The 26,010-nt window shown below is 41.9% G+C and carries 22 protein-coding genes; 18 read left to right on the top strand and 4 right to left on the bottom strand.

The genetic code is table 11. The features are described from left to right. The first annotated feature begins 61 nt into the window (after nucleotides 1-61). The 7 genes from AC0L13_RS12115 to AC0L13_RS12085 all read left to right on the top strand — a co-directional run bounded on the left by AC0L13_RS12115 (nucleotide 62) and on the right by AC0L13_RS12085 (nucleotide 11,516). Complete coding sequence (locus AC0L13_RS12115; protein ID WP_473639898.1) at nucleotides 62-1,111, top strand: M42 family metallopeptidase; 1,050 nt, start codon at nucleotides 62-64, stop codon at nucleotides 1,109-1,111. A gap of 13 nt (nucleotides 1,112-1,124) precedes the next feature. Further along, on the top strand, nucleotides 1,125-2,615 hold the full coding sequence (locus tag AC0L13_RS12110) for a UDP-N-acetylmuramoyl-L-alanyl-D-glutamate--2,6-diaminopimelate ligase (RefSeq protein WP_473639896.1): 1,491 nt from the start codon (nucleotides 1,125-1,127) through the stop codon (nucleotides 2,613-2,615). 137 nt (nucleotides 2,616-2,752) lie between these two features. Continuing rightward, nucleotides 2,753-4,327: a peptide chain release factor 3 gene (locus AC0L13_RS12105; protein WP_473639895.1), complete on the top strand. Its 1,575-nt coding sequence runs from the start codon at nucleotides 2,753-2,755 to the stop codon at nucleotides 4,325-4,327. A gap of 438 nt (nucleotides 4,328-4,765) precedes the next feature. Continuing rightward, nucleotides 4,766-7,831 (top strand): efflux RND transporter permease subunit, encoded by a 3,066-nt coding sequence (locus tag AC0L13_RS12100; protein ID WP_473639893.1) that lies wholly within the window; start codon nucleotides 4,766-4,768, stop codon nucleotides 7,829-7,831. A gap of 125 nt (nucleotides 7,832-7,956) precedes the next feature. Then, nucleotides 7,957-9,048: an SDR family oxidoreductase gene (locus AC0L13_RS12095; RefSeq protein WP_473639891.1), complete on the top strand. Its 1,092-nt coding sequence runs from the start codon at nucleotides 7,957-7,959 to the stop codon at nucleotides 9,046-9,048. 241 nt (nucleotides 9,049-9,289) lie between these two features. Continuing rightward, nucleotides 9,290-10,042: a TerC family protein gene (locus AC0L13_RS12090; RefSeq protein WP_473639889.1), complete on the top strand. Its 753-nt coding sequence runs from the start codon at nucleotides 9,290-9,292 to the stop codon at nucleotides 10,040-10,042. A 124-nt stretch (nucleotides 10,043-10,166) separates the two neighbouring features. Beyond that, entirely contained in the window at nucleotides 10,167-11,516 is a 1,350-nt protein-coding gene (locus AC0L13_RS12085) for a TrkH family potassium uptake protein (RefSeq protein ID WP_473639887.1), read from the top strand. Between the two features lie 50 nt (nucleotides 11,517-11,566). On the opposite strand, the gene AC0L13_RS12080 is transcribed toward AC0L13_RS12085, so the two are convergent. Beyond that, nucleotides 11,567-13,318 carry a B12-binding domain-containing radical SAM protein gene (locus tag AC0L13_RS12080; protein WP_473639885.1) on the bottom strand — a complete coding sequence of 584 codons (1,752 nt, stop codon included), beginning with the start codon at nucleotides 13,316-13,318 and terminating at the stop codon, nucleotides 11,567-11,569. Nucleotides 13,319-13,523: 205 nt separating this feature from the next. Between AC0L13_RS12080 and AC0L13_RS12075 the strand changes: the two genes are divergently transcribed. Together AC0L13_RS12075 and AC0L13_RS12070 are read left to right on the top strand one after the other, a co-directional pair. Continuing rightward, complete coding sequence (locus tag AC0L13_RS12075) at nucleotides 13,524-14,945, top strand: ATP-binding protein (protein ID WP_473639883.1); 1,422 nt, start codon at nucleotides 13,524-13,526, stop codon at nucleotides 14,943-14,945. 88 nt (nucleotides 14,946-15,033) lie between these two features. Further along, the gene (locus AC0L13_RS12070) at nucleotides 15,034-15,474 is read left to right on the top strand and encodes a MarR family winged helix-turn-helix transcriptional regulator (RefSeq protein WP_473639881.1); all 441 of its coding nucleotides are present in this window, start codon (nucleotides 15,034-15,036) and stop codon (nucleotides 15,472-15,474) included. Nucleotides 15,475-15,562: 88 nt separating this feature from the next. Here AC0L13_RS12070 and AC0L13_RS12065 read toward each other — a convergent pair whose 3' ends face one another. Both AC0L13_RS12065 and AC0L13_RS12060 read right to left on the bottom strand, forming a co-directional pair. Next, a complete protein-coding gene (locus AC0L13_RS12065) occupies nucleotides 15,563-16,213 on the bottom strand; it encodes a hypothetical protein (RefSeq protein WP_473639879.1) in 651 nt (216 codons plus the stop codon). Nucleotides 16,214-16,337: 124 nt separating this feature from the next. Then, nucleotides 16,338-16,526 carry a YkvS family protein gene (locus AC0L13_RS12060; RefSeq protein WP_060210187.1) on the bottom strand — a complete coding sequence of 63 codons (189 nt, stop codon included), beginning with the start codon at nucleotides 16,524-16,526 and terminating at the stop codon, nucleotides 16,338-16,340. A 185-nt stretch (nucleotides 16,527-16,711) separates the two neighbouring features. Here AC0L13_RS12060 and AC0L13_RS12055 point away from each other — a divergent pair, with 185 nt between their 5' ends. The 5 genes from AC0L13_RS12055 (at nucleotide 16,712) to AC0L13_RS12035 (ending at nucleotide 21,248) form a co-directional block, all read left to right on the top strand. After that, entirely contained in the window at nucleotides 16,712-16,921 is a 210-nt protein-coding gene (locus AC0L13_RS12055; RefSeq protein WP_473639877.1) for an aspartyl-phosphate phosphatase Spo0E family protein, read from the top strand. Next, entirely contained in the window at nucleotides 16,908-17,843 is a 936-nt protein-coding gene (locus AC0L13_RS12050) for an AAA family ATPase (protein WP_473639875.1), read from the top strand. Before AC0L13_RS12055 ends, AC0L13_RS12050 begins: the two co-directional genes overlap by 14 nt. Continuing rightward, the gene (locus AC0L13_RS12045) at nucleotides 17,843-19,051 is read left to right on the top strand and encodes a DUF58 domain-containing protein (protein ID WP_473639873.1); all 1,209 of its coding nucleotides are present in this window, start codon (nucleotides 17,843-17,845) and stop codon (nucleotides 19,049-19,051) included. The genes AC0L13_RS12050 and AC0L13_RS12045 overlap by 1 nt, the downstream gene beginning before the upstream one ends. Continuing rightward, the gene (locus AC0L13_RS12040; RefSeq protein ID WP_473639871.1) at nucleotides 18,994-20,235 is read left to right on the top strand and encodes a hypothetical protein; all 1,242 of its coding nucleotides are present in this window, start codon (nucleotides 18,994-18,996) and stop codon (nucleotides 20,233-20,235) included. The genes AC0L13_RS12045 and AC0L13_RS12040 overlap by 58 nt, the downstream gene beginning before the upstream one ends. 140 nt (nucleotides 20,236-20,375) lie before the next feature. Next, nucleotides 20,376-21,248, top strand: coding sequence for an NAD(P)-dependent oxidoreductase (locus AC0L13_RS12035; RefSeq protein ID WP_473639869.1), 873 nt, complete (start codon nucleotides 20,376-20,378; stop codon nucleotides 21,246-21,248). A 67-nt stretch (nucleotides 21,249-21,315) separates the two neighbouring features. On the opposite strand, the gene AC0L13_RS12030 is transcribed toward AC0L13_RS12035, so the two are convergent. Next, nucleotides 21,316-21,777, bottom strand: coding sequence for a YkyB family protein (locus AC0L13_RS12030; RefSeq protein WP_473639867.1), 462 nt, complete (start codon nucleotides 21,775-21,777; stop codon nucleotides 21,316-21,318). 221 nt (nucleotides 21,778-21,998) lie between these two features. On the opposite strand from AC0L13_RS12030, the gene AC0L13_RS12025 reads away from it, so the two are divergent. The 4 genes from AC0L13_RS12025 (at nucleotide 21,999) to cbpB (ending at nucleotide 25,991) form a co-directional block, all read left to right on the top strand. Then, entirely contained in the window at nucleotides 21,999-23,708 is a 1,710-nt protein-coding gene (locus AC0L13_RS12025) for a putative bifunctional diguanylate cyclase/phosphodiesterase (protein WP_473639865.1), read from the top strand. Between the two features lie 129 nt (nucleotides 23,709-23,837). Beyond that, nucleotides 23,838-24,596 (top strand): 2,4-dienoyl-CoA reductase, encoded by a 759-nt coding sequence (gene fadH, locus AC0L13_RS12020; RefSeq protein ID WP_473639863.1) that lies wholly within the window; start codon nucleotides 23,838-23,840, stop codon nucleotides 24,594-24,596. Between the two features lie 279 nt (nucleotides 24,597-24,875). Beyond that, entirely contained in the window at nucleotides 24,876-25,112 is a 237-nt protein-coding gene (locus AC0L13_RS12015) for a hypothetical protein (RefSeq protein WP_473639861.1), read from the top strand. A gap of 441 nt (nucleotides 25,113-25,553) precedes the next feature. Then, complete coding sequence (gene cbpB / locus AC0L13_RS12010; protein WP_473639859.1) at nucleotides 25,554-25,991, top strand: cyclic-di-AMP-binding protein CbpB; 438 nt, start codon at nucleotides 25,554-25,556, stop codon at nucleotides 25,989-25,991. Nucleotides 25,992-26,010 lie beyond the last annotated feature (19 nt).

The following is a 26,010-nucleotide window of genomic DNA, read 5'->3' as shown; positions in this document are numbered from 1 at the left end:
TACATCATTTGTTTTATTTCGGAAACAGAAATTTCAGAAAAACAAACAGGGGGAATAAAAGATGCAACATTTTAACGAGACAAGGACGACTGAATTATTGAAAAGGTTAGTAGAAACGCCGAGCCCATCAGGTTTCACTGCAAAGGTAATGCAAGTCATTATGGAAGAACTGGGGGAAATCGGGGTTCCTTTCAAACAGACGAATAAAGGGGCAGTTATTGCTACTTTAGCTGGTAAAGATGATTCGCGACATCGTCTATTGACCGCACATACGGATACGCTTGGAGCGATGGTAAAAGAAGTAAAAAGAAATGGAAGATTGAAACTTACGATGATCGGGGGGTTTAACTGGAATGCTGTGGAAGGTGAGTATTGCCATATACATACAGCTTCCGGGAAGGAAGTTCGCGGAACGATTTTGATGCACCAGACGACAGTCCATGTATACCGCAATTCGGGGAGTGCAGAGAGGAATGCTGATAATATCGAAGTGCGAATCGATGAAAAGGTGACGAATGCAGCGGAAACGAGGGCGCTTGGCATTGAAGTCGGTGATTTTGTTTCATTCGATCCACGATTCGAAGTGACGCCAACCGGTTTTGTCAAATCAAGACATCTCGATGACAAAGCGAGCACTGCACTTCTTTTGGAATTGATACGCTCATTGAAGGAAAACGGATCGGAACTGCCGCATACAACTCATTTCTACATCTCGAACAATGAAGAGATCGGTTATGGAGGAAACTCTAACATTCCGAACGAAACAGTTGAATATATTGCTGTCGATATGGGGGCAATCGGTGATGGACAATCTTCAGATGAATATACCGTGTCGATTTGCGCGAAAGATTCAAGCGGACCTTACCACTATGCTTTGACGAGGCATTTGACTGGTCTTTGTGAAAAGGGAAGCATCCCATTCAAGTTAGACATTTATCCTTATTATGGATCTGATGCATCCGCAGCAATTCGTGCGGGCTTCGATGTACGGCATGCGTTGTTTGGCCCTGGGATTGAATCGTCTCATGCATTGGAAAGGACTCATGTCGATTCCTTGAAAGCGACCGCACAATTATTGCATGCTTATGTAACATCCGAAATGATGGACTAAAGGAGGCCTGATGATGGAATCAGAGTATTTATTTTCAAGTTTGCCAATTAAGAGAGTGGAAGGGATTTTACCTGACACAGTTACGGACATTGCAGTCGATTCACGAACTGTCAATGCTGGAGGTGTGTTTGTCTGTATAAAAGGATTTACCGTCGATGGACATGCATACGTTTCGAAAGCAATTGACAACGGAGCGAGAGTAATTGTGGCTTCAAGTCCTGTCGAAGTCGATTTGGACAAGGTGGCGGTCGTCTATGTGGAGGATACGTCAAAAGCGGTCTCTTTGCTAGCACCCCGTTTTCTGAAGTACCCTTCAAAACGGATGACAATGATCGGCGTGACAGGGACTAACGGAAAAACGAGCGTCAGCAATATGCTCCATTCGGTTTTACGCCATGCAGGCGAAAAATCTGCTGTGACAGGGACGATTGGTTTCAATTTGGACGGCATTTTATTTGAAACTGAAAATACAACTGCCGATGTACTGACGACCCAGCAAATGATTAAGCAAGCGGCCGACGCCGGATGCTCGACAATGACAATGGAAGTTTCATCGCACGGGCTTGTCGAAGGAAGATTAGCAGGCACCGAATTTGATATTGCGATTTTTACGAACTTATCGCATGACCATTTGGACTTCCATGGAACGATGGAGCATTACGGTCATGCAAAAGGGCTATTATTCGCCCAGCTTGGACAAGATCTGGAGCAGTCGAAATTCGGTATTGTCAATGCGGACGACCCATGGGGAGATCGTATGAAGGAGATGACTTCATTCCCGGTATTTACGTACGGAGTTCACAACCATGCGGATTTTCGTGCAACAGAAGTGAAGCTTACAGTAGATAGCACTTCATTCCACCTAGATTCTCCGGCTGGAAGCTTCGATGTCACGATGGCGCTTATAGGCGAATTCAATGTATATAATGCGCTCGCAGTCATTGCGGCATTATATGCAAAGAGGCTAGAAATGGAAGTAATTCTAGAGGGACTTGCTGTCATTCCTGCCGCAAAAGGCAGAATGGAGAAAGTCGAAACGGAATTGCCATTGACAATCTATGTCGATTACGCCCATTCACCTGACGCGATCGAGAAGGCGATCCAAGCAGTATTGCCTTATAAAGATGCGGAGAGCAAATTGATATTCGTCATCGGAACAGGGGGCAATAGGGATCGGATAAAGCGTCCGATCATGGCGGAGAAAGCGTCAGTCGCCGATTATGTCATTTTGACGACGGACGATCCACGTGATGAACCGTATGAGACGATTTTGTCGGAGCTTGCTGCTGGCATGCAACATGACAAGTACGCGTGCATAGGCGATCGTGAGGAAGCCGTCCGCCACGCTGTATCTGTGGCGGATGCAGGGGATATTATCATCTTTGCCGGAAAAGGCCACGAAGATTATCAAATTATCGGCAGAGAAAAACTACCCCACTCCGACGCCGACATCGCATTAAACGAAGCGGAGAATAAGTTTGGAAGAGGTTTTATAGAGAAATAAAAGAGGATGAAGAGCTGTCAATTTAGGCAGCTCTTTTCCTTTTCGCAAAAGACTTTCCGCAATGGAGAAAAAATTGTTGAAAATGATTTGCAATCTGTCTATGCTTAAAAAAGTGGAAAAGAAGGAGCTCTGACAAAATGCAAAAACCAATACATGAAGAGATCGCATCACGACGCACGTTTGCGATCATTTCCCACCCGGATGCCGGAAAAACGACTATGACGGAAAAATTGCTTTATTTTGGCGGTGCGATTCGTGACGCAGGGACAGTAAAAGGGAAAAAGACAGGCAAATACGCAACATCCGACTGGATGGAAATCGAAAAACAACGTGGAATCTCAGTAACATCCTCGGTGTTGCAATTCGACTATGACGGCAAGCGCGTCAATATTTTGGACACACCAGGCCACGAAGACTTCAGTGAAGACACATATCGTACGCTCATGGCGGTCGATGCCGCGGTCATGATGGTCGATTCAGCCAAAGGTATCGAACCTCAAACGATTAAACTTTTCAAAGTATGCCGGATGAGAGGCATTCCGATTTTTACGTTCATGAACAAAATGGACCGACAAGGAAAAGAGCCGCTTGAATTGATGGAAGAATTGGAAGAAGTCCTAGAGATCGAATCATACGCAATGAATTACCCAATCGGTATGGGAAAAGAATTCATCGGCGTCTACGATCGTTACAACAACCGCATCGAACAAGCGCGTGTCGAAGGGGACAGCCATTTCCTTCCGTTGAATGAAGAGGGAGAGCTGGCGGTTGAACATCCGATGATGGAAACTTCCTATTATCAGCAAGCGCTTGAAGACGTCATGCTTTTAAATGAAGCTGGCAATGAATTCGACGTGGAAAGAGTAGCCAAAGGAGAATTGACACCAGTATTTTTCGGCAGCGCCTTGACGAATTTCGGTGTGCAAACATTTTTGGAGACGTTCCTCCAATTTGCACCATCCCCACAGCCAAGAAAGACGAAAGATGATCAGCTTGTTGATCCGAATTCAGACGAGTTTTCAGGTTTCATTTTCAAAATCCAAGCGAATATGAACCCTGCCCATCGTGATCGGATCGCTTTTGTCAGGATCGTTTCCGGCGGGTTTGAAAGAGGAATGTCGGTCACTGTACCACGGATTTCGAAATCGATTAAGTTATCACAGACGACACAATTTTTGGCGGATGACCGCGAAACGGTAAACGAAGCAGTTGCAGGCGATATTATCGGCTTGTACGATACGGGGAACTACCAAATTGGCGACACCGTTGTCGGTGGAAAGTCGAATTTCCAATTTGAAGCTTTACCGCAGTTCACCCCTGAACTATTTGTGAGGGTTACAGCGAAAAACGTTATGAAATCAAAGCACTTCCATAAAGGAATTCTTCAATTGGTCCAAGAAGGTGCAATCCAATATTACAAAACATTGCATACAGAAGAAGTTTTACTAGGTGCCGTTGGTCAACTTCAATTCGAAGTGTTCGAGCATCGGATGAAAAACGAATATAACGTGGATGTCCACATGGAACATATCGGCAACAAAGTTGCACGCTGGATTGAAAATGAAAGCGACGTAAAAGAGTCTATGACAGGGCAACGTTCAATGCTTGTGAAGGACCGCTATGATAATCTTGTTTTCCTTTTCGAAAACGACTTTGCATTGCGTTGGTTCGGCGATAAATATCCGGACATCCGACTGTACAGCTTATTATAATTAATGAACCTAACCGGAAGACGCAGTCTTTCCGGTTTTTTAGTTGGAGGACGTGTATGAAGCGTTTTTCTGTGGGCCAAAGGTCATGAAATGACAATAAATCCTGGGTAATGATCGATAACTTCTGGGAAATAACCGATAACTCGTTCAGATTGATCGATAAACGTAAGGAAATGATCGATAACTTTCCAAAGACTGTTTATCGTGAAATTGTAGGCTCGCGATTGATGTTAAAAGCATCTTTCAATATGATAGAAGTAATCGTTTGTCCCGCATAACTGGCTGTAAGACCCCGCCTTCAAAAATTGGCGGGGAGTTAATAATTATTAATCGGGGTCAACAGCCAGTAGATGCCCGATTGGTTCAACTAACAATCAGCAGGGTGAGAAGACCCCTACTGATTGAAGTTTCACTTTATCTCACGAAAGGGATGTGCAAATGAAAATCAGTAATTTTTCTATTAAACGACCTGTCTTTACAATTGTGACAATGTTTTTAGTCATCATTCTAGGGGCAGTTTCCTTTTTCAAAATACCGGTAACACTCATTCCTGATTTGAATCCGCCGGTGGCAGTCGTCGTTACCAACTATCCAGGCGCCTCATCCACCGAAGTGAGTGAGAAGCTAACAAAACCACTGGAGGCAAGTCTGTCGACAGCACCTGGCTTGAAATCAATGCAATCGTCTTCACAGGAAGGCGCAAATTTCATCTTGCTCATGTTTGATTGGTCAACAAATATTGATGATGTGCAACTGGATATTATGCAGCGAATCGACCAAGTTCCGGTACCTGAAGGCGCCAATGCCCCGCGGTTCATGAAATTTGACCCGGCCCAATTCCCAATCATCCAGCTGTCGCTTCGAACAACTTCGGAAGAAGTGGATATACGTAATATTGCGGAGCAACTGGAAACAGAGCTGCGTCGGACGAAGGGTGTTGCGAGTGTCACCGTTACAGGTAAGTTGGTGGAAGAAGTCCAAGTCATTTTAGATCAGAAGAAGCTTGAGGATTTTGGACTCATCCAATCGGATGTCGTACAGGGAATCCAAGCGGGCAATGTATCAATGCCAGGGGAACCGATCGAAACGGATGACGGAAAGCAACTGACGACGAGAATCATCAGTACATTGACAACGATAACTGATATAAGAAATGTTGTAGTCGGCGTCAATCCAATGACTGGCGGCAAAGTAAAGGTGTCGGATGTTGCAGACGTTGCAATGCTTGAGGCGAAAGCAACCTCCGAAACGAGGGCGAATGATCAACAGGCTGTCCTAATGTCGGTGCTCCAAGAATCAGGAGCCAATACCGCGACTGTTTCTACTGCATTCAAGGATGCGTTGGATAACCTTCTTGTCCAAGAGGAATACAAAGATGTTGAAGCGGATATTTTGTTCGACCAAGGTGACTATGTGAAGCTCGCTGTTGGAAATATCGGGCAATCGCTATTGCTTGGCGGATTGTTTGCGATGATCGTCTTATTTTTATTCCTTCGTGGAATCAAAAGCCCGATCATTATCGGCATTGCCATCCCTTATTCTGTAATTGTCACGTTTGTGCTCATGTTTTTCGCTGATTTCTCGCTCAACATTATGACGCTCGGCGCGTTGGCATTAGGCATCGGGATGCTTGTTGATAATGCGATTATCGTCATCGAAAACATTGAACGTCATTTGGCGATGGGGAAAAATCGGACAGAAGCAGCGAGGGATGGAGCGAAAGAGATCAGCGGTGCAATTACCGCTTCGACGTTGACGACGCTCGCCGTATTTGTTCCAGTCTTTTTCATTAGCGGGTTAATCGGACAGATATTCACTGAATTCGCATTGACGATTTCGTTTAGTCTTTTTGCGTCACTCGTCGTCGCATTGACTGTTGTGCCGATGATGGCTAGCAAAATGCTTACGAAACCGAGAAAGAATATCGAAGCGAGAAGACGTCGTTCGAAGACGCTGAACAGATTTGAACGGTCTGTGAAATGGTCGCTCAAGAACCGTGCCGTCATTTTATTATTAACGATTGTTCTTCTTGCGGGCAGCGGTTTCGGTTTATTCAAGGTCGGAACTGAATTTCTGCCGGCAACGGATGAGGGATTCTTCAGCATATCCATTAAGATGCCGAATGGGTCATCGATGTCTTCCACAAATGACGTTGTAAAACGGATTGAGTCCACGCTGAAAGAGGAGAAAGAAATCGACGTTTACGTCAGCCTTATCGGAGGGACGCAGCAAAGCATGGCGCAAGGTAGTGCAGAATCAGACCGCGCCGAGATGTACGTCAAGCTTGTGCCTCTCGCGGAGAGGGAACGTTCGGTATTTGAGTTTGTCGACGATGTTCAACCTGATGTGCTCGATCTTGTAGGTGATGATGCTAGCATCGGTTTTGAAATGCAAACTGCAGCCGGGTCAAGCCCGAATACGTTAACCTTCTCATTGAAAGATACGAATGAGGAAAGGTTGAATGAATCGGTAGCTAAACTTGACGATGAGCTGCGGAAATTGGATTCGGCACTTGAAGTTTCGAATAATCTTCAAGATACAGTCGAAGAGATTCATATCGAGGTGAATCGCGAAAAGGCATCCAATCTCGGACTAGCTCCTTATCAAATCGCACAAACGGTCAATTCGATTACACGGGGGCAATTCGCATCTCAATTTGTTGATAAAAAAGAAAATGTCGTTTCGATCATTGTTCAATATGATGAAAGGTACAGAAACAGCATTGATAAATTAAAACAAATCAAGTTGAGGACACAGACAGGCAATTTCGTCGCGCTACGGGATGTTGCAACAATTTCCATAGAGGAAGGCCCGGTTTCTATCCAGCGGGTTGACCAAGCCCATTCTGTCACTTTCGATGTGAAGTATAAATCATCTTTATCATTAGGTGATATGACTGCCGAAGTAAATGAAATAGTGGAGCGAATTGATTTGCCGTCAGAGACGGAAATGTCCTATGGCGGAGATCGGGAACTATTCGAAAATGCGATCAATGACATGCTGATGGCCATCGTTCTTGCGGTCGTCCTTGTCTATATTGTAATGGCTGCTCAGTTCGAGTCATTCAAATATCCATTTGTCATTATGTTCTCTGTACCACTAATGGCTATTGGGGTTGCGTTAGGATTATTTGCAACAAATACGCCAATCAGTGTGACTGCCGTCATTGGCATCCTCGTGCTTGTCGGTATTGTCGTCAATAACGGAATTGTCCTCGTCGATTACATCAACCAACGGAAAGACGCCGGCATGTCATCGTACGACGCCATCATCGCTTCGGTGAGGGATCGTGTACGTCCAATCTTAATGACGGCATTAACGACAATTTTAGGACTGTTGCCGCTTGCGCTCGGCATCGGTGAAGGAACGGAAATGAACCAGCCAATGGGGATCGCTGTAATTGGCGGATTGATCAGTTCCACTTTCCTTACGCTGTATATCGTTCCAATCATTTATAGCTTGTTTGACCGCGAAACGAGAAAACGCGCAGTTGAAACGAAATAATGAAAATGCCTGGAGATGCATTGGTCTCCAGGCGTTTTTTCTTTTTGATTAATTAGAATTGTCTTTAAGCTATCCGTAAACTAGTTTATTATAGTGCTATACTTAATCGGAAGCGAGGGGGATTTATGAGGACTCATTTTTTTACAGGATTTCCGGGTTTTATTGCGACTGAGCTTATCAAGGAATTGATCCGTCGGGATGAAGCAAAAAAGGTATATGTACTCGTCGTGGCACATGAAGTGGAGCATGCAAGTGAAAAAGTTCGTAACATCATGAAAGAGGTTGGCGAAGAGATTCCTGTAGAAATAATTATCGGGGATATTACCCAAACCGATCTTGGATTGACAGAGGGGATACTATCCGAATTACGAGAGATTAGGATGACTGTATGGCATTTGGCTGCAATTTATGATCTTGCTGTGAAGCCGGAGATCGCTTGGAAGGTGAATGTCGAAGGTACACGAAATGTGAATGACTTTATTAAGAATCATCCGTTGATGGATCGATATATGTATTTCAGTACAGCATATGTGGCAGGTTTGAGAGAAGGGTTGCTACTTGAAACCGAACTTATTCGACCCGTAGCATTTAAAAACCATTATGAAGAGACAAAATTCGAAGCGGAACTTTTAGTTGAAGAACTAAAAAATGCAAAGCCGGTTACAATCATTCGGCCGGGGATTGTCCGTGGTCACTCTCTAACAGGGGAAACAATAAAATTTGACGGGCCGTATTTTTTTATGAATATGATTGACCGTTTAAAGTGGATGCCCTTCATACCGTACGTAGGAAAGACACAATCACGCATCAATGTTGTTCCGATCGATTACATTCTCAATGCTTCGGTTTACCTTTCCAGCAAGGCAGAAGCGATTGGAGAAACCGTCCATTTGACTGATCCTTCACCCCATCCGGTAGAAGAAGTTTTCAGGGCAATGACAATTGCTTTAACTGGAAAAAAACCAAAAGGGAGAGTACCTAAAAAGATTGTTGAGATAGCAATGAGACCGTTATATGTACAGCGTAGGATGGGTGTAGAGATTGAAACACTGGATTATTTGAATTGGAATTCCCATTTCGATACATCAGTTGCCGAAAAGCTTTTTGAAAACAGTTCAATCGAATGTGCGGATTTCATTGAATCCATCCCAACTATGGCAAAATTCTTTAAGGAACATAAAGACAATGAAACTTTCCAAATTAAAATCGGTGAATAAATTGTGTCCGGAAATATTTGATGGTATAATCACTAAAGAAGCACTCAACAACTTAATAATTCTTTTGACAGTTGTCAAAGGGGAGTAGCTATAGGGCAACCTATTTCATAGTCGTCAATACATGGCAAGAGCCATCGGTTATGATAGCAGGATTTTTACTACATAAATTTCTGACTTAGCGAGACCTTTGCCTTTTATTAGGTGAGGGTTTTTTTATTTGGAGAAATAAGGAGGAAATAAGTTGGAAGCAATATTGTTGGAATACGCATGGGTACTTGTTGTATTGATTGCACTTGAAGGATTATTGGCAGCAGATAATGCCGTAGTCATGGCAGTCATGGTAAAACATCTACCGAAAGTGCAACAGAAAAAAGCATTGTTCTATGGACTGCTCGGGGCATTTGTTTTCCGTTTTGCTGCGTTGTTCATGATTACGTTTTTAGTAAATATCTGGCAAATACAAGCATTAGGAGCTGCGTATCTATTATTCATATCGATCAAAGCCTTATTGGATAGAGGAAAAGATGGTCATGATGATGTGAAGAAAAAGCGTAGGCAATCCGGCTTTTGGATGACAGTTTTAAAAGTCGAGCTGGCAGATATCGCTTTTGCCCTTGATTCAATGTTAGCTGCAGTCGCATTGGCGGTAACTTTGCCGGAATTGGGAGATTTCCATGTTGGCGGTATTAATGGCGGCCAATTCGTTGTGATGCTACTAGGTGGAATCATCGGTCTCGTCATTATTCGATTTGCTGCTAGACAGTTCGTTGTATTGCTTGAAAAATTCCCTACACTCGAAACAGCTGCATTCCTAATCGTTGGCTGGGTAGGTGTCAAATTGGTAGTACTCACATTGTCACATCCAAAATTACAAATCATCGATGAGGCATTTCCTCATTCGACGCTTTGGAAGTCGATCTTCTGGGTCGTTCTATTAGTCATTGCCGTCGGTGGTTATTTGACAGCTGTTGCGAAAAATCGAAAACAAGCGTAATAAGAATCGACCGGTACATGATAATGGTACCGGTCGAAATTTTTTTTGTTGTTTTCTTTCCTTTTCTTAAGAAGTTCACTAAAATGAAAAGATGATTCCCTCTTTTTAGAAAGGTTCTGATCATATGAAATTCACAAGGGAAAATCTACATCGTTTTACACCTGCTCAAGTTATTGTCTTTTATTATTTTTTGGCGATCGGATTTTCCTTCCTTCTGTTGAATTTACCTGGCGTCTATTTACCTGGCGTCGAAGTCAGCTTTATAGATAGCCTATTCACCGCAGTAAGTGCTGTTAGTGTCACTGGCTTGACTCCGATAAGCATTGGAGGTACCTATTCAGTTTTCGGGTTATGCATGCTTATGCTCGTTCTGCAATTGGGCGGGATTGGCATCATGTCGATCGGAACGTTCTTCTGGTTATTAGTCAAAAAGCGGATCGGCTTGCGTGAACGTCAGCTTATCATGGTCGATCATAACCAATACTCTCTAGCTGGAGTCGTCGAACTCATTAAACAAATTGTACGGATCATCTTTTTGATTGAGATTACAGGCGGAATCATTTTGACGTTGTATATCATGAAGTATTTTGATTCATTTAGTGAAGCATTGTTAAATGGAATGTTCTTATCAGTTTCCGCGACGACGAATGCCGGTTTCGATATTACGGGATCATCTTTACATCCTTATTTCAATGATTACTTCGTACAATCCGTCATCATGATCCTTATTGTGCTTGGCGCAATCGGTTTTCCAGTGCTCATTGAAGTGAAAAGCTTCTTCTCGAAAAAAGTGCCGAATTTCCGTTTTTCTCTGTTCACGAAAATTACGACTGTCACATTTGGGCTATTGCTACTTTGGGGAGCTTTGCTCATTTTCATACTGGAATCATTCAACTCCTTTAAAGGACTCGCATGGCATGAAAAGATTTTCGCTTCTCTTTTCCACTCAGTATCTTCTCGATCCGCTGGATTGACAACTTATGATATTACACAATTTAGCGACGCCACGGATATTTTCATTTCTTCCTTAATGTTCATCGGTGCTTCACCGAGTTCGGTAGGAGGGGGGATACGGACGACGACTTTTGCCATTGCGCTCCTATTCCTTATCAACTTTGCGCGTGGTAACAATGTCATCAACATCTTCAGGCGTGAAATTAAGCTTATTGACGTTTACCGTTCGTACGCAGTCATATTGCTCGCAGCTGTAATGGTCATGACTGCATTGCTTATTTTACTTATTACTGAAAAGGATGTTCCTGTTGTTGCACTTCTGTTTGAAATCACCTCCGCGTTCGGTACGTGCGGTATGTCGCTTGGAATTACATCGGATTTATCGGTGATTGGTAAATTAATAATTATGGTTCTCATGTTCATCGGGCGTGTCGGTCTCATTTCGTTCCTTTATACGTTAGGAGGAAAAACGAATAAAAAACCTTACACTTATCCTAAAGAACGTGTTATCATCGGATGAAAAAAGCATCTTCCCTTTATTTCAATAGGGAGGATGCTTTTTCTTGTTTATCATGCCATGCTTTTCTCGGTTTGCAGAAAATGGAACTGTGGATTTTGTCCTTTACAGAAGAATGTGACGAGGTAGCCGTCTTCTTCGGTTACGTCATGTTCATATGCTTCCATTGGTCGTACTGCGACTGGGGTGATGAATGTATGTTTCCGGATATTTCTCTCGGTGAGACGTGTTGGCGTTGCCATTTTGCTAAGCAACTCTTTATCGTCTAAAATCAACCGCTCAATATCTAGCAATGTTTCCGGCTCAATCTCATCCTTCCACCAAATATGGCGTGGCTGGAATGTGTGATGGGCCAAATAGTCGATTTTCATTAAGCTTCTCACGATATTCATATCCGCTTTTGCATATTCAAGCAAGAACTCTTCAAGTCTTGTGTACAAGTCTTGAAGCTGATGACCGATCCTAGACCAGCCTTTCATTTCCCAAAACGTGCCGAACTGTTGGAAGAAGTCAAAAGGCGTTTCGAATACTTCTGATACTAAATACTCAACTGTCCGCGGCATACGATTGTCATTCCAATACTTTTCAAGTACATCCTCAGTCTGTTTGATCCGTAAAATATCATCAAATGTAAGTACGTTATTAGATAAGATTTCATATGGAGCTTGATCGATATACGTATATCCGTATTGTTCAGCTTGAATGCGCAAACCTGTGCCTCTCAGCAGTTTGAGGAATCCTAATTGCAGCTCTTCAGGACGCATTGCAAACACATCATTGAAAGTATCTCTGAATGAATCATAATCCTCTTCAGGCAGCCCTGCAATCAAATCAAGATGCTGCGCAATCTTCCCGCCTTCTTTCACCATATTGACGGTTCTGGACAGTTTTTCGAAATTTTGTCTCCGTTTCACAAGTTCATTCGTCAAATCGTTTGTCGATTGTACTCCGATTTCAAAGCGGAAAAGGTCGGCAGGTGCATTCTCGTTCAAGAAGTTGATAACTTCTGGACGCATAATATCACCTGTTATCTCAAATTGAAAGACGGTGCCGGGCAAGTGCTCATCGATAAGGAATTGGAACATTTCCATAGCGTAGCTCCGACTAATATTAAATGTCCGGTCGACGAATTTTATCGTCTTCGCTCCGTTTTTCATTAAGTAACGAATGTCGTCCTTAACAGTTTCGCGATTGAAATAGCGTACGCCGACTTCGATGGAAGACAGGCAGAATTGACAGGAAAACGGACAGCCTCTGCTCGTTTCAATATATGTTACCCGATTGCCGAGATGGGGGACATCCTCAGGAAATCTGAAAGGTGATGGAAGCTGACGCAGATCAAGCTTAGGTCCGGGAGCTGTTGACCTCAATTTTCCATCCTCCAAATAGGCGATCCCTTGCACTTCATGTAGACCGATCTTTCCTGAATGATAATCGAGAATTTGTTTAAATGTCCGCTCTCCTTCGCCGATGACAATGAAATCAATTTCCGGAACTTTTTCCAACCATTTGTCAAAGTCGTAGGTCACTTCAGGACCACCAGCAACGATAACCAATTCCGGGTTTGTCTTCTTTAAGATGCGAATTACTTTAATGGACTCCTCAATATTCCATATGTACAAACTAAATCCGACAATACTTGGTTTTTTTTGATAAATATCTGATACAATATTTAGTACTGGGTCTTTAATCGTATATTCTGCCAAAATCGGTTCGTAATCTGGCATTGCATACGATTTCAAATACCGAATAGCGAGATTCGTGTGAATATATTTTGCGTTTAATGTTGTTAGGACTATACTCATATATATGCTCCTCTGTTATAATACTAATTACTAGCAACTCTGATTTGTATTTTAGTCGTTTAATACTATTTTATTACGACTGATAATATGAAATAATCAGAATTGGAGATGCTTTATTCAAATAAAGTTAGGTTGAAAAAATAACGTTTGCATGAATTCTTGTCGTTTCACATACTGTTTGGTAATAGGCACAGGAGGTATCAAATTGAGTGATTTCGATAAAATAAGAAATAGTGTGTCATTTCTAATGGATGACAACTTTCGACCGAGTTTGATTTTGCATGTTAATGGAGACATCTATTCCGAAAATGTACCATTTAAAATGTATTTTGATAAGGGAAAGAAAAAGAATATTAATGAAATCATCGATCCGGCTTCCATGCATGACTGGACAAGATTTTCTAATCGAGCAGGAAAATCTGAACATATGATGATGGAAATCATGCAAATAAATTTCATTGAAAAAGAAAATAGCCCAGTCCAGATGCATTCAATCTATATACCTGAAATAGAAAAGATTATAGCGATGTTCGATGTGCCGGGACTGAAAAAAACCCCAGCCCTTAAAACATATTATAATGCATTTAAACAATCATCTAATTTCATGCTGATCGTAGATCCGCATGGTGAAATCATTGACGTGAATGATATGCATACCGTGTTTATCAATCGGTCGAGGGATGAACTTATCGGTCAAAACATTGAAAAGGTGTTGGCCATTGTCAATCCGGACAACTGTGAACCGCTTCAGACTCAACTTGAAAAGGTTATGGAACAAGGCTGCATTCAATCCATAACAACTTATCAAAGATCACCGGACGATACAAGATATTATCATATTATAACCTACTATGATAGTGATACTAATATGTTTATCGTTCAATTATCGGATGCTACCGAAAAAGAGAACCTTCAAGTTCAGTTAGCTCATTCAGGTTCGTTATCCGCAGTTGGACAAATCGCCGCAAGTATAGCACATGAAATAAGAAACCCAATTACAACGTTGAAGGGCTTTACGCAATTGCTCAAAGTGTCGGCTACTGAGGATTCAATCCGATATATTTCCGTCATCGAGGATGAAATCGAAAGGATGGAATCCATTCTTGGGGAGATGCTAGTCCTTTCAAAGCCGTCGAAAAAAAAGAAATCCGCTTTTTCATTAGAAGTATTGGTTGGAGATATGGTTTCAATACTATCCCCTAAGGCAGTTATGGAAGGAATTGAAGTTATTCAGCAAACAGAGCTGGACGGTACTCCACTTATCTTTGGCGATTCGGATAAAATGAAGCAAGTGCTTTTGAACTTATTTAAAAATGCACTAGAGTCAATGCAGATTGGTGGAAAGCTTTTCATTCATCTTTCAGAGGCCGACGGGAAATTAATTCTCTCCATAACGGATACGGGAAAAGGGATGACGCGCCATCAAGTAAATCAAGTGTTCATGCCGTTTTTTAGCTCGAAACCCGGCGGAACGGGATTAGGACTTCCTTTCGTCTTAAAAACAGTTGAAGATCATGGCGGAACGATTGCAGTAGAAAGTCAAGTCGGTGTAGGCACGAAATTCATAATGACCTTTCCTAAGGTTAAAGAAAGCCCGTTGAAAAGCCAACAGTCCATCGTCTCTTGAGCAATTCGTTTTGACACATTCACCCATTTGTATATATAATAGTGTCGAGTCGAGTCGCTGACAGGAAAATAAAAGGTGGATCCGAACAATGGAAAAAGATACTGAACGCGCTTTGAAATTATTCATCGTTCTTTCAAGAGCAAGCAAGGTTGTTTTGGAAGAGGCGAATAAACTGATAGAATCCTATAAGCTGAACCCTACTGAATTTGCTGTCCTGGAACTTTTATATCATAAAGGAAGACAGCCGATTCAAAAAATCGGTCAAAAAATATTGCTTAGCAGCGGTTCCATGACATATGTAGTAGATAAGCTTGAAAAAAAAGGTCTTATTGAACGTGTGTATTGCACGGAAGATAAAAGGATCACATATATGTCCATCACAACTGCAGGCAAGGATTTGATTGAAGAAATTTTTCCTTCACACGAAAAGAAAATTAATGAATTGATGTCGGTCCTTACGGAATCGGAACAGGAAACAGCAATTGAATTGATGAGGAAATTGGGACTATCTATAAAGAACTTATCATAATTTCATGCATAGAGAACGCCGAACAGGCATAACCTGTTCGGCGTTGTTATTTGTAAACCCACACGTTTTGACTACGGGTGGCAACCGCTTATTGTACCGTCTGTCCCATATTCAAGAAGTCGTCATTGTATTCTTGTTCTGCATTGTCAAACAGAGTAAGTCTTACAATCATGCCTTCTTTTTCAAAAACAATCCCGGTAACAGGGCCTGTTTCCGTATCAACCTTGAACGCTTTAGCATTCTCGATTCCTTTATCCGAAACATCCGTATAAACGTCTGTCAATTCTTCAGGCTCTTCTTCATCATTGCTTGCCGCTTTCAACACTTCTTGCATATTATCCACTAAATAATCATATGTTCCATCTTCGGCAGGTTGCGTTTCAATCCGCATAAAGGCATTTGGATTATCGTCAGCATACAAGCTATCACGTCCAGGCTCTTCGCTTGTCAACGTATAGCCAGGCAAAACTTCCATCGCAAATTGCTGTGCGTCACTTTTAGTCAATACAGCGTCTGCCATATTGTCTGCCGTCTCATTAGCATCTTCGTTATTTGAACCGGCCTCTGTTCCAGTATCAGTTGAAGTGCCGTCTGTCGAGCTGCCGTTTGTCTCATCGACGGCTTGCTCTTCATTTTCCGGAGTAGTTCCTTGTTTAGAATCTGCATTGTCGGTACCACAAGCTGCAAGAAGAAGCGCAGCCGCAAACCCAGTGCATACCATTTTCCAATTAAATTTCATTGAAAACCCTCCTATTCATTAATCACGCTATTACATACCCGATTGGTTCAATTACTACTCAGCGGAATCCCATACTCCACTAAATCGGGTTCAATATATTGGACGAGTAAAGGTCAAAAACGTTTCATTCATCACTGCCATGGATGATTGTATAGCGTTTATGGTTAACGACAGTCTTTTCCTCGAGTTCCAGTTCATCGAAGTTTTCCATATATGTTAAATCGACGATTACGGAGTTCTCATTCACTTTCTCTACAATTCCTTGTAAACCATCTTTAAACTCTATAATATTGCCAACTTCTGCGATCTTCATAATCAAACAGCTCCTTAAACAGATTATCTTTTATAGTTTGCCTGAAAAAGTCTGCTACGTAAAGTGTTTCAGTCTAAAAAAAGCGTTTTCATTTGTCGGAAAATGTCGTAAATTGAATTACTTTTTTTGTATAGAATCATGTATAATTGTAATTTAGGTATATCTACTCTCGGGAGGTATTGCGCATGAATCAGAAATTGGAAGCCAAGATTGAATCGACGCGCAAGGAATTGATCATTGTAGCTGGGCAAAAAGGCATATCTTCAACTGAAACATTAAAAATTAGTCAATTGCTCGATAGCTTGATCAATGAATACAATTCTCGTGAACGGATGCCTGAATATATGGCATGGCTAGATGAAGAGAAAGGAAGGGGTTATTATGGTAACAATTAATGACTTTCGAAATGAATTGAATGGGGCGGTTATTGGTAGAGAGAAAGAATTCGACTTGATGCTCATTGCATTATTGCAACAAGGACATGTATTGCTTGAAAGTGTTCCTGGCTCCGGAAAAACAATGATGGCGAAAAGCTTTGCGAATGCATTCAAAGGTGATTTCAAACGTGTGCAATTTACACCGGATGTGTTGCCGTCAGATGTAACTGGGATTCGCTATTTCAACCCGCAATCGCAGGAATTCATCCTGAAGGCCGGTCCTGTATCGACAAACATATTATTGGCAGATGAAATAAACAGGGCGACTCCGAGGACCCAATCAAGTTTGTTGGAGTCAATGGAGGAGAGGCAAGTGACGATTGATGGGGAAACGATTTCCTTACCGACTCCGTTCATGGTTATCGCGACGCAAAACCCGATTGAGTCACAGCAAGGGACATTCCCATTGCCTGCAGCTCAGTTGGACCGTTTCTTGTTTAAGCTGAATATCGATTATCCTTCGTTTGAAGAAGAGCATGAAATATTGCGGCAATACGGAAAGAACCCTGGACAGATTATTACCGAATCGATCATTGATGCACAAACTGTCGGTAGATGGGCAGCTGAAGCTGCGGAAGTAACGGTACATGCGGATATTGAGAAATATATATTGAAAATTGTCAGAGCGACAAGAGAGCATCCTTTTTTGGAGCTAGGTTTAAGTTCCCGTGCGGCTCTTGCAATTTTACAGGCATCCCGGACGAAAGCTTATATTGAAGGAAGAGATTATGTCACTCCGGATGATGTCAAAAACATTCTCCCTCCGGCAGCATTGCATAGAATGGAACTTTCGACGGAAGGGGTACTGACGAAAACGATCGAAGAAGTGCTGGATGAGATAACGAATTCCATTACAGCGCCACTTGAGGCGACGGTCTAATGAAGTGGATACGTTATGAACATGGCTTTCGATCGATACATCAGGGGATGACAATCACCGCAGTTTTTTTCCTATATGCATTCATGTACTTACAAGTATGGCTTGCCGCTTGTTTTGCTGCGGTTTTTGCGATGCTTGCCTTTCAAAATATCTACTTTTCAAAAGTTGGAAAGGACCTTTCAATCAAATTTCGTGCGAAACAGAAAAGGATTTTGATCGGAGAAGGGGAAGAACTAGTCATGGACTTCCAAAATGGCACTGTTCCGATATGGAATGGAACTCTCACACTATCGCTTGAAGATGCGGTTGCGCCAAGTTCTGACCATAAAAAACATTATAGTGGGATATATGATTTAACTGTTCCCTTTGCAATTGGGAGTAATAAAAAAGTGGAAATTCGAATTCCTCTTGAAGGTAAAAAACGTGGATTGTCGAGAGTGACAAGAGTGATGCTTGAAATTCCTCACCTTTTTGGAGACGGATTTGTCAATATGGAGCTGGATGAACCGATTTATTATCAGAGCTTAGTTTATCCAAGAGTGACTCCATTAGGAAGGGAATTAATCTCTTCACCTTACAAACCGGGGGAAACTGAACAGAAGCACTCATTATTCATGGATGCATTCCAACCGATTGGAACAAGGGATTATATACCGACGGATCGGTTCGACCAAATTCACTGGACGGCAAGTGCGAGAATGCAGAAATTGCAAACGAAAGAATTTCTTCCGGTCAGCTCGCAAAGCGTCGTTCTCATGCTGAATACGATCGAAAAAGACAGAGGATTTTTAGACTTTGAAAAAAAGGTTGAACGACTTGTTTCGTATGCGAATTACTGCATGAAAAATAACATTCCGTACTCCGTCGCTATGAATATTCGAAGTTTCGGTGCGCAACCTTATTTACTGTTGCCAAGCGGATCGGGTAAAGTGCAATTCCAAAAATTGATGGTCATGCTTGCGAAAATTTCGGATAAGCATGCCAAATTACGATTCGAGGACATGCTGCAACATATGGAAAGCTCGGGCCAACTTCCACAAACAGTTGTGTTAATCACTCATGAAAATGACCGGATTAAGGCTCTCGCAAAACAATGGGTGAAACGTTATGAAGTCATATTGGACAATTCCCATGAAAGGAATGAAGGGATTTGGGACAAACAAAATACGAACAAGACCGAAACCGATTTAACCTCTCTGAACGTATAATTGTCGAAATGTTCCTCTTATCCTATTTATTCATTTTCTTTTTAGGGGAAGTTGGAACTGCAATGCCATATATTTGGCTGATCATCTCAATCATCGGGGGACTCATCTCCTATTTCGTATTTTACAATCGCGACTATTCTTTAGGATTCGGTGTTGGTTTGGCGATAGTCATTACGGCACCTTTGCTGCTTATGAACGCGCCATTTATGAATGTTCTCCTTTTCTTCGTCTATATCCTATGGAGAATCCAGTCAAATTTCAACGGCTCGCGAATTCAAGGATGGCCATTTTTAACCGTTAACACGCTTGTATTCGTCGTGATGTATTTTTTGGCACGTCTCCTGTTCGCTATTAGTAGTCCAGAGGAGCTGATGCGACAACAGATATATTTGTATTTGCTTACCTCATTCCTTTACTTTTTCATTCGCATGGTTTCAATTACTGTGAACAGCAGGCAATTGGGCAATTTTCAGGTGAGAGAAGCAGGAAGAATTTTCGGTTATATTGTCGGGCTCGGTAGTCTTATGTTTATTGTTGTATTTTTTGCTCTTGATCCTGTTAGAAGAGCAGTAATAGGTGTATTCAGCTTTCTTTTTGGTGGTATCTTTACAATTTTCGGAAAATCGATGGAGCCCATAATAGATTTTCTCAATAAAGGCGCCGAACGTCTTGAGGAAAAGATTGCAGAAGAAGAAAGTGGATATGTTGATTTTGAAATGAAAGAGGAGTTGAACACGTATGGCAATACTTCCTCTATTTTCGAATACACTACTTTGGCAGTTGCAATTGTCATCTTGGTTATCATCGCCATTATCCTTGTAAGGAAAAAAGGGAAGAAGCGAGAAGTTGATAAAATGGAAAACTACACTTTCTCATTTAAAGGAAAAAAGGAAAAACCTGAAGAGCAACGTCAGTTGTTGTATGATTATTCGTCTGCACGGGATGAAGTAAGGAAGACTTTCGAGCAATTCGAGAAGGAAGCACAAACTTATAATTACAGTCGCATGCACGGGGAAACGGTAAAGGAATGGTTCTCGCGGATGGGCTGGATGCAGAAAGATTTGGTTTTAGCATTATATAATGATGTCCGATATGGCTCTCGAACTCCTTCTGAAGTTGAACATTCTATGTTTATTCAAGAGCTTGAAGAAATTAAAAAAACTTTTTCAAAAAAAGAGGTTTAAGATGTTTTCAAACGGGGGACATTATAATTGAACACAGCAACATTCTCATTTCCCCCTTTTGAGGACAGACCCTATTATAGGATCTGTCCTCCTTTTTTTTGTTGTAAACGCTTATAATGGAGAAAAAGGGAGGGAATATAATGGTGAAAAAGAAAATTGCATTCATTGGAACAGGTGTAATGGGCAGTAGTATCGTTAAACATTTATTGAAAGCTGACTATGAAGTGGCTGTATTCACAAGGACAAAAGAGAAAGCGGCATCTCTCGTAGAACAGGGAGCAAGCTGGGCTGAAACAGCTGGACAAGCAACTGCCAATGCAGACATCGTTTTAACGATGGTTGGTTACCCGTCCGATGTAGAAGATGTCTATTATTCAGAAAATGGGATTATTGCCAATGCACGACAAGGAATGATTTTCATTGATATGACGACGTCAAGTCCGGCTTTGGCAATCAGGATTGCGGCTGATGCTGAAGAGAAGGGGATTTCCTCAATCGATGCTCCTGTTTCAGGTGGGGATGTCGGAGCGCAAAACGGGACACTTTCGATTATGTGCGGCGGAGATGAGCGGATTTTCCAAGAAGTTCTTCCGTTATTGCAAGTGTTCGGAAAACAAATTGTCTACCAAGGCGAAGCTGGTGCCGGCCAACATACAAAAATGTGTAACCAAATTGCTATTGCGACTAATATGATTGGCGTTTGCGAAGCTTTAGCATATGGAAAAGAAGCGGGACTCGATGCTGAAACAGTTCTCGAATCTATTTCCTCTGGCGCTGCAGGATCTTGGTCGCTATCAAATCTGGCTCCTAGAATGATCAAAGGAGATTTTGAACCTGGTTTTTACGTTAAGCATTTCTTAAAGGATATGAATATTGCTTTGGCAGAAGCTGAACATATGAAATTACCTTTACCTGGATTACAATTGGCGAAAGAAATGTATAATGAGCTTGTCGAAGAAGGTTATGGGGATAAAGGAACACAAGTATTATATAAGCAATACAAACGAGCATAACTGAAGATAAACGGACTATCCATCCAATCAGTAATTGATTGGATAAGATAGTCCGTTTTTACTCGTCTTATTTTCCGTCTAAATAGGATGATCTAAAAGATTGCGTGTTGGATACTTTTCGTCGCTTCGGGACAAATGCCTTTTTCTTCGGTATTGTCGGCACTTTTTGTTCACCGACAAAATCGGACAACAAATCTTTAGCTGCATTCAAATTCATTCGCTCTTGTGGATTGCGGAAAGTTTGGTCTTGTATGCCTAAATGAGGAAGGGACGTGAAGTCGCCTTTTTCCGGTAAGGTATGAAAGAGGAAATCGCTGCACTTCACGAGTACAGTGGAGCTTTGCTGGCTAAGCTGAGGATTTTCAACGAAATGCAAGCCGATTTTTTTTGCATCCCCCGACTGTAGAAGCTGCTGGATGGCTTTGTTTTTTAATGTATAAAGCTCACGATTATTCGTTGCTGTCTTCGCATGCCTGTTCACTGTATATATGGCAATGGCAAGTTGTCGTACTTCATCTTCTTTTTTCAATTGATTCCCCTTCTTCTCGTATTGGATTTTCCTTACGTTAATCATACTGGTTCTCAAAACTTTTTCAAAGCAATTCACTCGAAGAAAATCGAAATATTTGCAAACAGCTATTTTTTTGTCGAATTTAAAGGTATACTTGTAAAATAAAGTAGAAAAATCTGTTTCGGCATCTATAAACAAAATTATTGTACATAGGAGCAGCGACATGCATGGAGGCATTCATGGACAATAACAGACTACACGATGAATTGATGATGGAGCGGAAAGTAAGATTGGAATACGAACAGAAGTATATGTCTGTCATAGATCATAATTTGGACCCAATCATTACAATCAATCGGAATGGTAGAATTTCGTATGCGAATATTGCCGTCCATAAAGCTTTCGGTTACCGATTGAAAGAATTGTCAGGTCGTGCTGTTATTGATTTGATCAGCGAAGACAAAATTGTTGAATTCCGAAAATTCCTATCTCGTGCATATCTCGGGGAATCGATTGAAATGGAAGGGATTAAGTTTTTCCATAAGCGTGGGCAATACTTATCCGCCTACATCAAGACGATTCCGGTTACTGTACGAGGAGAGATACAAGAAATCCATTTAATATTAAGAGATACTTCTTTTCATCTAAAAAACAATGAGAAACTATTATTTCTATCCTATCATGACCAATTGACAGGATTATGGAATCGAAGGGCATTGAAGGAACACTTTGAAGCTGACGCTGAGTATGCTTTTCGTAGTGATGCAAAGCTATCGTTAATCCATTTAGATTTGGACCGCTTCAACACAATTAATGATTCGGTTGGGAGAAATGGTGCTGACGAAATCTTGAAAATGGTGGCAGAACGATTAAAGATTGTTTGTCCAAAAGAGGGAAAACTATATCGAAATGGTGGAGATGAATATATCATCTTGCTGCAAAACCAATCGATTGAGAAAACTGAGAAGCTTACACAGAAAATTTTGAGCGACTTTACAAAGCCGTTCTATTTCAAGCATCAGGAGTATTTCATTTCCTCTTCGATCGGTATTTCTGTCTATCCGGATGATGGCAAGACTTTGGAAGAATTACTCCAAAAAGCAGAGCAAGCCGTTCGATTCGTAAAAGAACGCGGTCGTTCCCATTATCGATTTTATCGTGAGGAAATGAATACAGGCTTCACTGATACGGCATTAATGGAAGCTCACTTGCGCAGGGCAATCGAATTCAATGAACTAGAACTTCATTATCAGCCGCAAGTGAATTTAAAAACTGGTGAAATCGATAGTTTTGAGGCGCTATTACGATGGAATAATCGTAAGTTTGGTTTTGTCTCGCCGGCTCAATTCATACCAATAGCAGAGGAATCGGGGCTGATACATTCTATTGGGGATTGGGTGCTGGAAGTAGTATGTACACAGCTAAAGGAATGGCAAAATAAGCAGTTCCGGCCTGTCCGTATTGCGGTGAATATCTCTCCAAAGCAATTCCAAACCGGTGAATTTGCCGAGAAAGCGAAACAAATCATCGAGAATAATGGAATCCAACCGTCCTCTTTTGAAGTTGAAATAACAGAGTCTGCTTTGATGAACATGAAGGACACGCTTTCAACGCTGCAAAAATTGAAGGAAATCGGAGTGACGATTTCCGTCGATGACTTTGGAACGGGTTATTCCTCACTTAGCTATTTAAAACAATATCCGATTGATATTATTAAAATCGATCGCTTGTTCATCAAGGATATTGAGCTTGATGAAAAGAATGAGGCAATCGCCAAGACAATTATCAATCTTGCCCACAGTCTCGGCATGCAAGTTATCGCGGAAGGCGTGGAGAAGGATTTACAAGCGAAGATTTTAAAAGAGGCGGATTGCCATAAGGCGCAAGGCTTTTTATTCAGCAAAGCGATTCCGGCTTCCGAAATCGTGGAAAAGTATTTTACAAAGTAGATGATAAGACTTCCTTTACCTCGGCGAGAGTGCCATGGTGAAAAGGAAGTCTTTTTAGTAGTCGTCTAGCGAAGAAAGATATGATACAATTATGAGTGAATATTCATTCATTAGAAATGGGGGATTGTCATGTTTACAGACAAAGTGATCATTGTAACTGGTGGATCGAGCGGGATGGGGAAATCCATGGCGAAAAAATTTGCCGATGAAGGCGCTCATGTCATTATTACAGGCCGTGATGCTGACCGTTTGGATGCTGCAAGGGAAGAAATCGGGGAACGCTCACACACTTATCAAATGGACGTACGCAATATCGAAAATGTACAAGGCATGGTTGAATTTGCAGACAAAAAGTTCGGCAAAATCGACGGGCTTGTTAACAATGCCGCAGGAAATTTTCTTGTTCATGCAGAAGAACTCTCGCCAAATGGCTGGAAGGCCGTCATTGATATCGTTTTAAATGGAACTTTCTACTGTACAAGTGCAGTAGGTAACTATTGGATCAAAAAAGAACAAAAAGGCGCTATATTGAACATGCTTGCAACATATGCGTGGGATGCGGGTCCGGGTGTCGTTCACTCAGCTGCAGCAAAAGCAGGAGTCATGTCATTGACGCGCACACTTGCTGTCGAATGGGGACGGAAATATGGATTCAGGGTAAATGGTATAGCACCAGGTCCGATCGAGCGTACAGGCGGTGCAGAACGTTTATTCCAATCCGAGGTGGCGGTGAAACGGACGATTAATTCTGTCCCGCTCGGCCGAGTAGGAAGGCCAGAAGAAATCGCAGAACTTGCTGCTTTCATCATGTCAGAAAAAGCCTCCTATATGAACGGCGAAATCGTCACACTGGACGGCGGCCAATGGTTAAATCAATATCCGTTTTAAGTAAATATAATTAAATTGACATTAGATTATTATATACATTCGTTGATTGAAGTGTAAGGCGGCGGCTCCTGCGAAAGCCGTTACGAAGAACGGCTTTTGCAAAGGGCACGCAGAAATTAAGGCAAATCGAACCCTTCGCAGTTCGATTGGCTGAGGAGGCGCCTGCGGAAAGCGCCCACCTGGAACGGAAATCAAAGGTATACATTTGATTCTGAAGTATTTTATTCCCAAACTTGCACATCCTAAATTCAATTCGTGCAAAGGGAGGGTATGATCCATATGGCTATATGGATTTTTCCGTTAGCAATCGTCTTTGTAATCATCGGCATTATCGGATGGAAAGCAGTAAGAAAATGGGACACGATTGCTGCCACATCATTCAGTGAAATGGATGATAGAATACCGGAAGCAGTCGAAGATCATCCGCTTTCCTTGAACCCGATCATCTGGGTCATCGGTGTAGCGGCGCTGTTCATATTGTTTGTCATTTTCTTTTACTGGGCCTCTTCCATATAGGGATAGGTTAGAATGTAGGCAAAGTCGTTTTTGACTTTGTCTACACTCTTTTTAGGCAAGTAGCAATGGGCAGGAAATTCCTCAGCCTGATTGTAAACGCTTGCCAAGGAAGGCAACCTAAGTTCGCCACGTCCTGTGGCGACGGTTGCATGACTCGCTTCCTGCGAGCCCGCGTGAAGTGGAGCGAAGACGCGAATAGAACTAGAGTTCATGAGCGGACGAGCGAATTAGGTAGGCGTCCTAAGGGCGACGCGTCCTGCGGCAACGGATGCATGATCTACTTCCTGTAGGCCCCAACAACGGATGCGAGCGTTTGTCAACAGGCTGGAGGTTTTCTAATGCATCCTTTTACATATTTCGATGGGATGTTCACTACCTCTTATGGTATGATAGGATTGTAGAATTGTTATGACAGCTTATGATCAGAAGGAGAGATTTTCAATGATTTCTGTAAATAACAGGGATTTTCTTCAGGTGCCGATTGCAGATTATCTTATTCCTGCTGAAAAAGTGGCATGTGTGCAAGTCGGCAATAACGCGGAACACGCCCTTCTCGTTCTGACGAAAACCGGTTATTCAGCAATACCTGTCATTGATGTAAAGAACCATCTAAGGGGACTGCTAGGGATTGGAATGATTACAGATTCCATCTTAGGATTGGAACGGATCGAGTATGAAAAGCTAGCGGATTTGAAAGTCGATCACATTATGCAAACTGACATCCCTACTATTAAAACAACAGATAAATTTCAAAAAGGATTAGATTTGCTTATTAATCACACTTTCCTATGTGTCACTGAAGAAGACGGCACATTTGCGGGTATACTGACGAGAAGAGTCATGTTGAAGGAATTCAAAAAATATCTTTACATGAAATGATGTTTAACCCAAGGATTTT

It is taken from the genome of Sporosarcina sp. QA0331, assembly GCF_055808055.1.
Note: the sequence above shows the minus strand (reverse complement) of the source record. Positions and strands in the feature narration are given on the sequence as shown.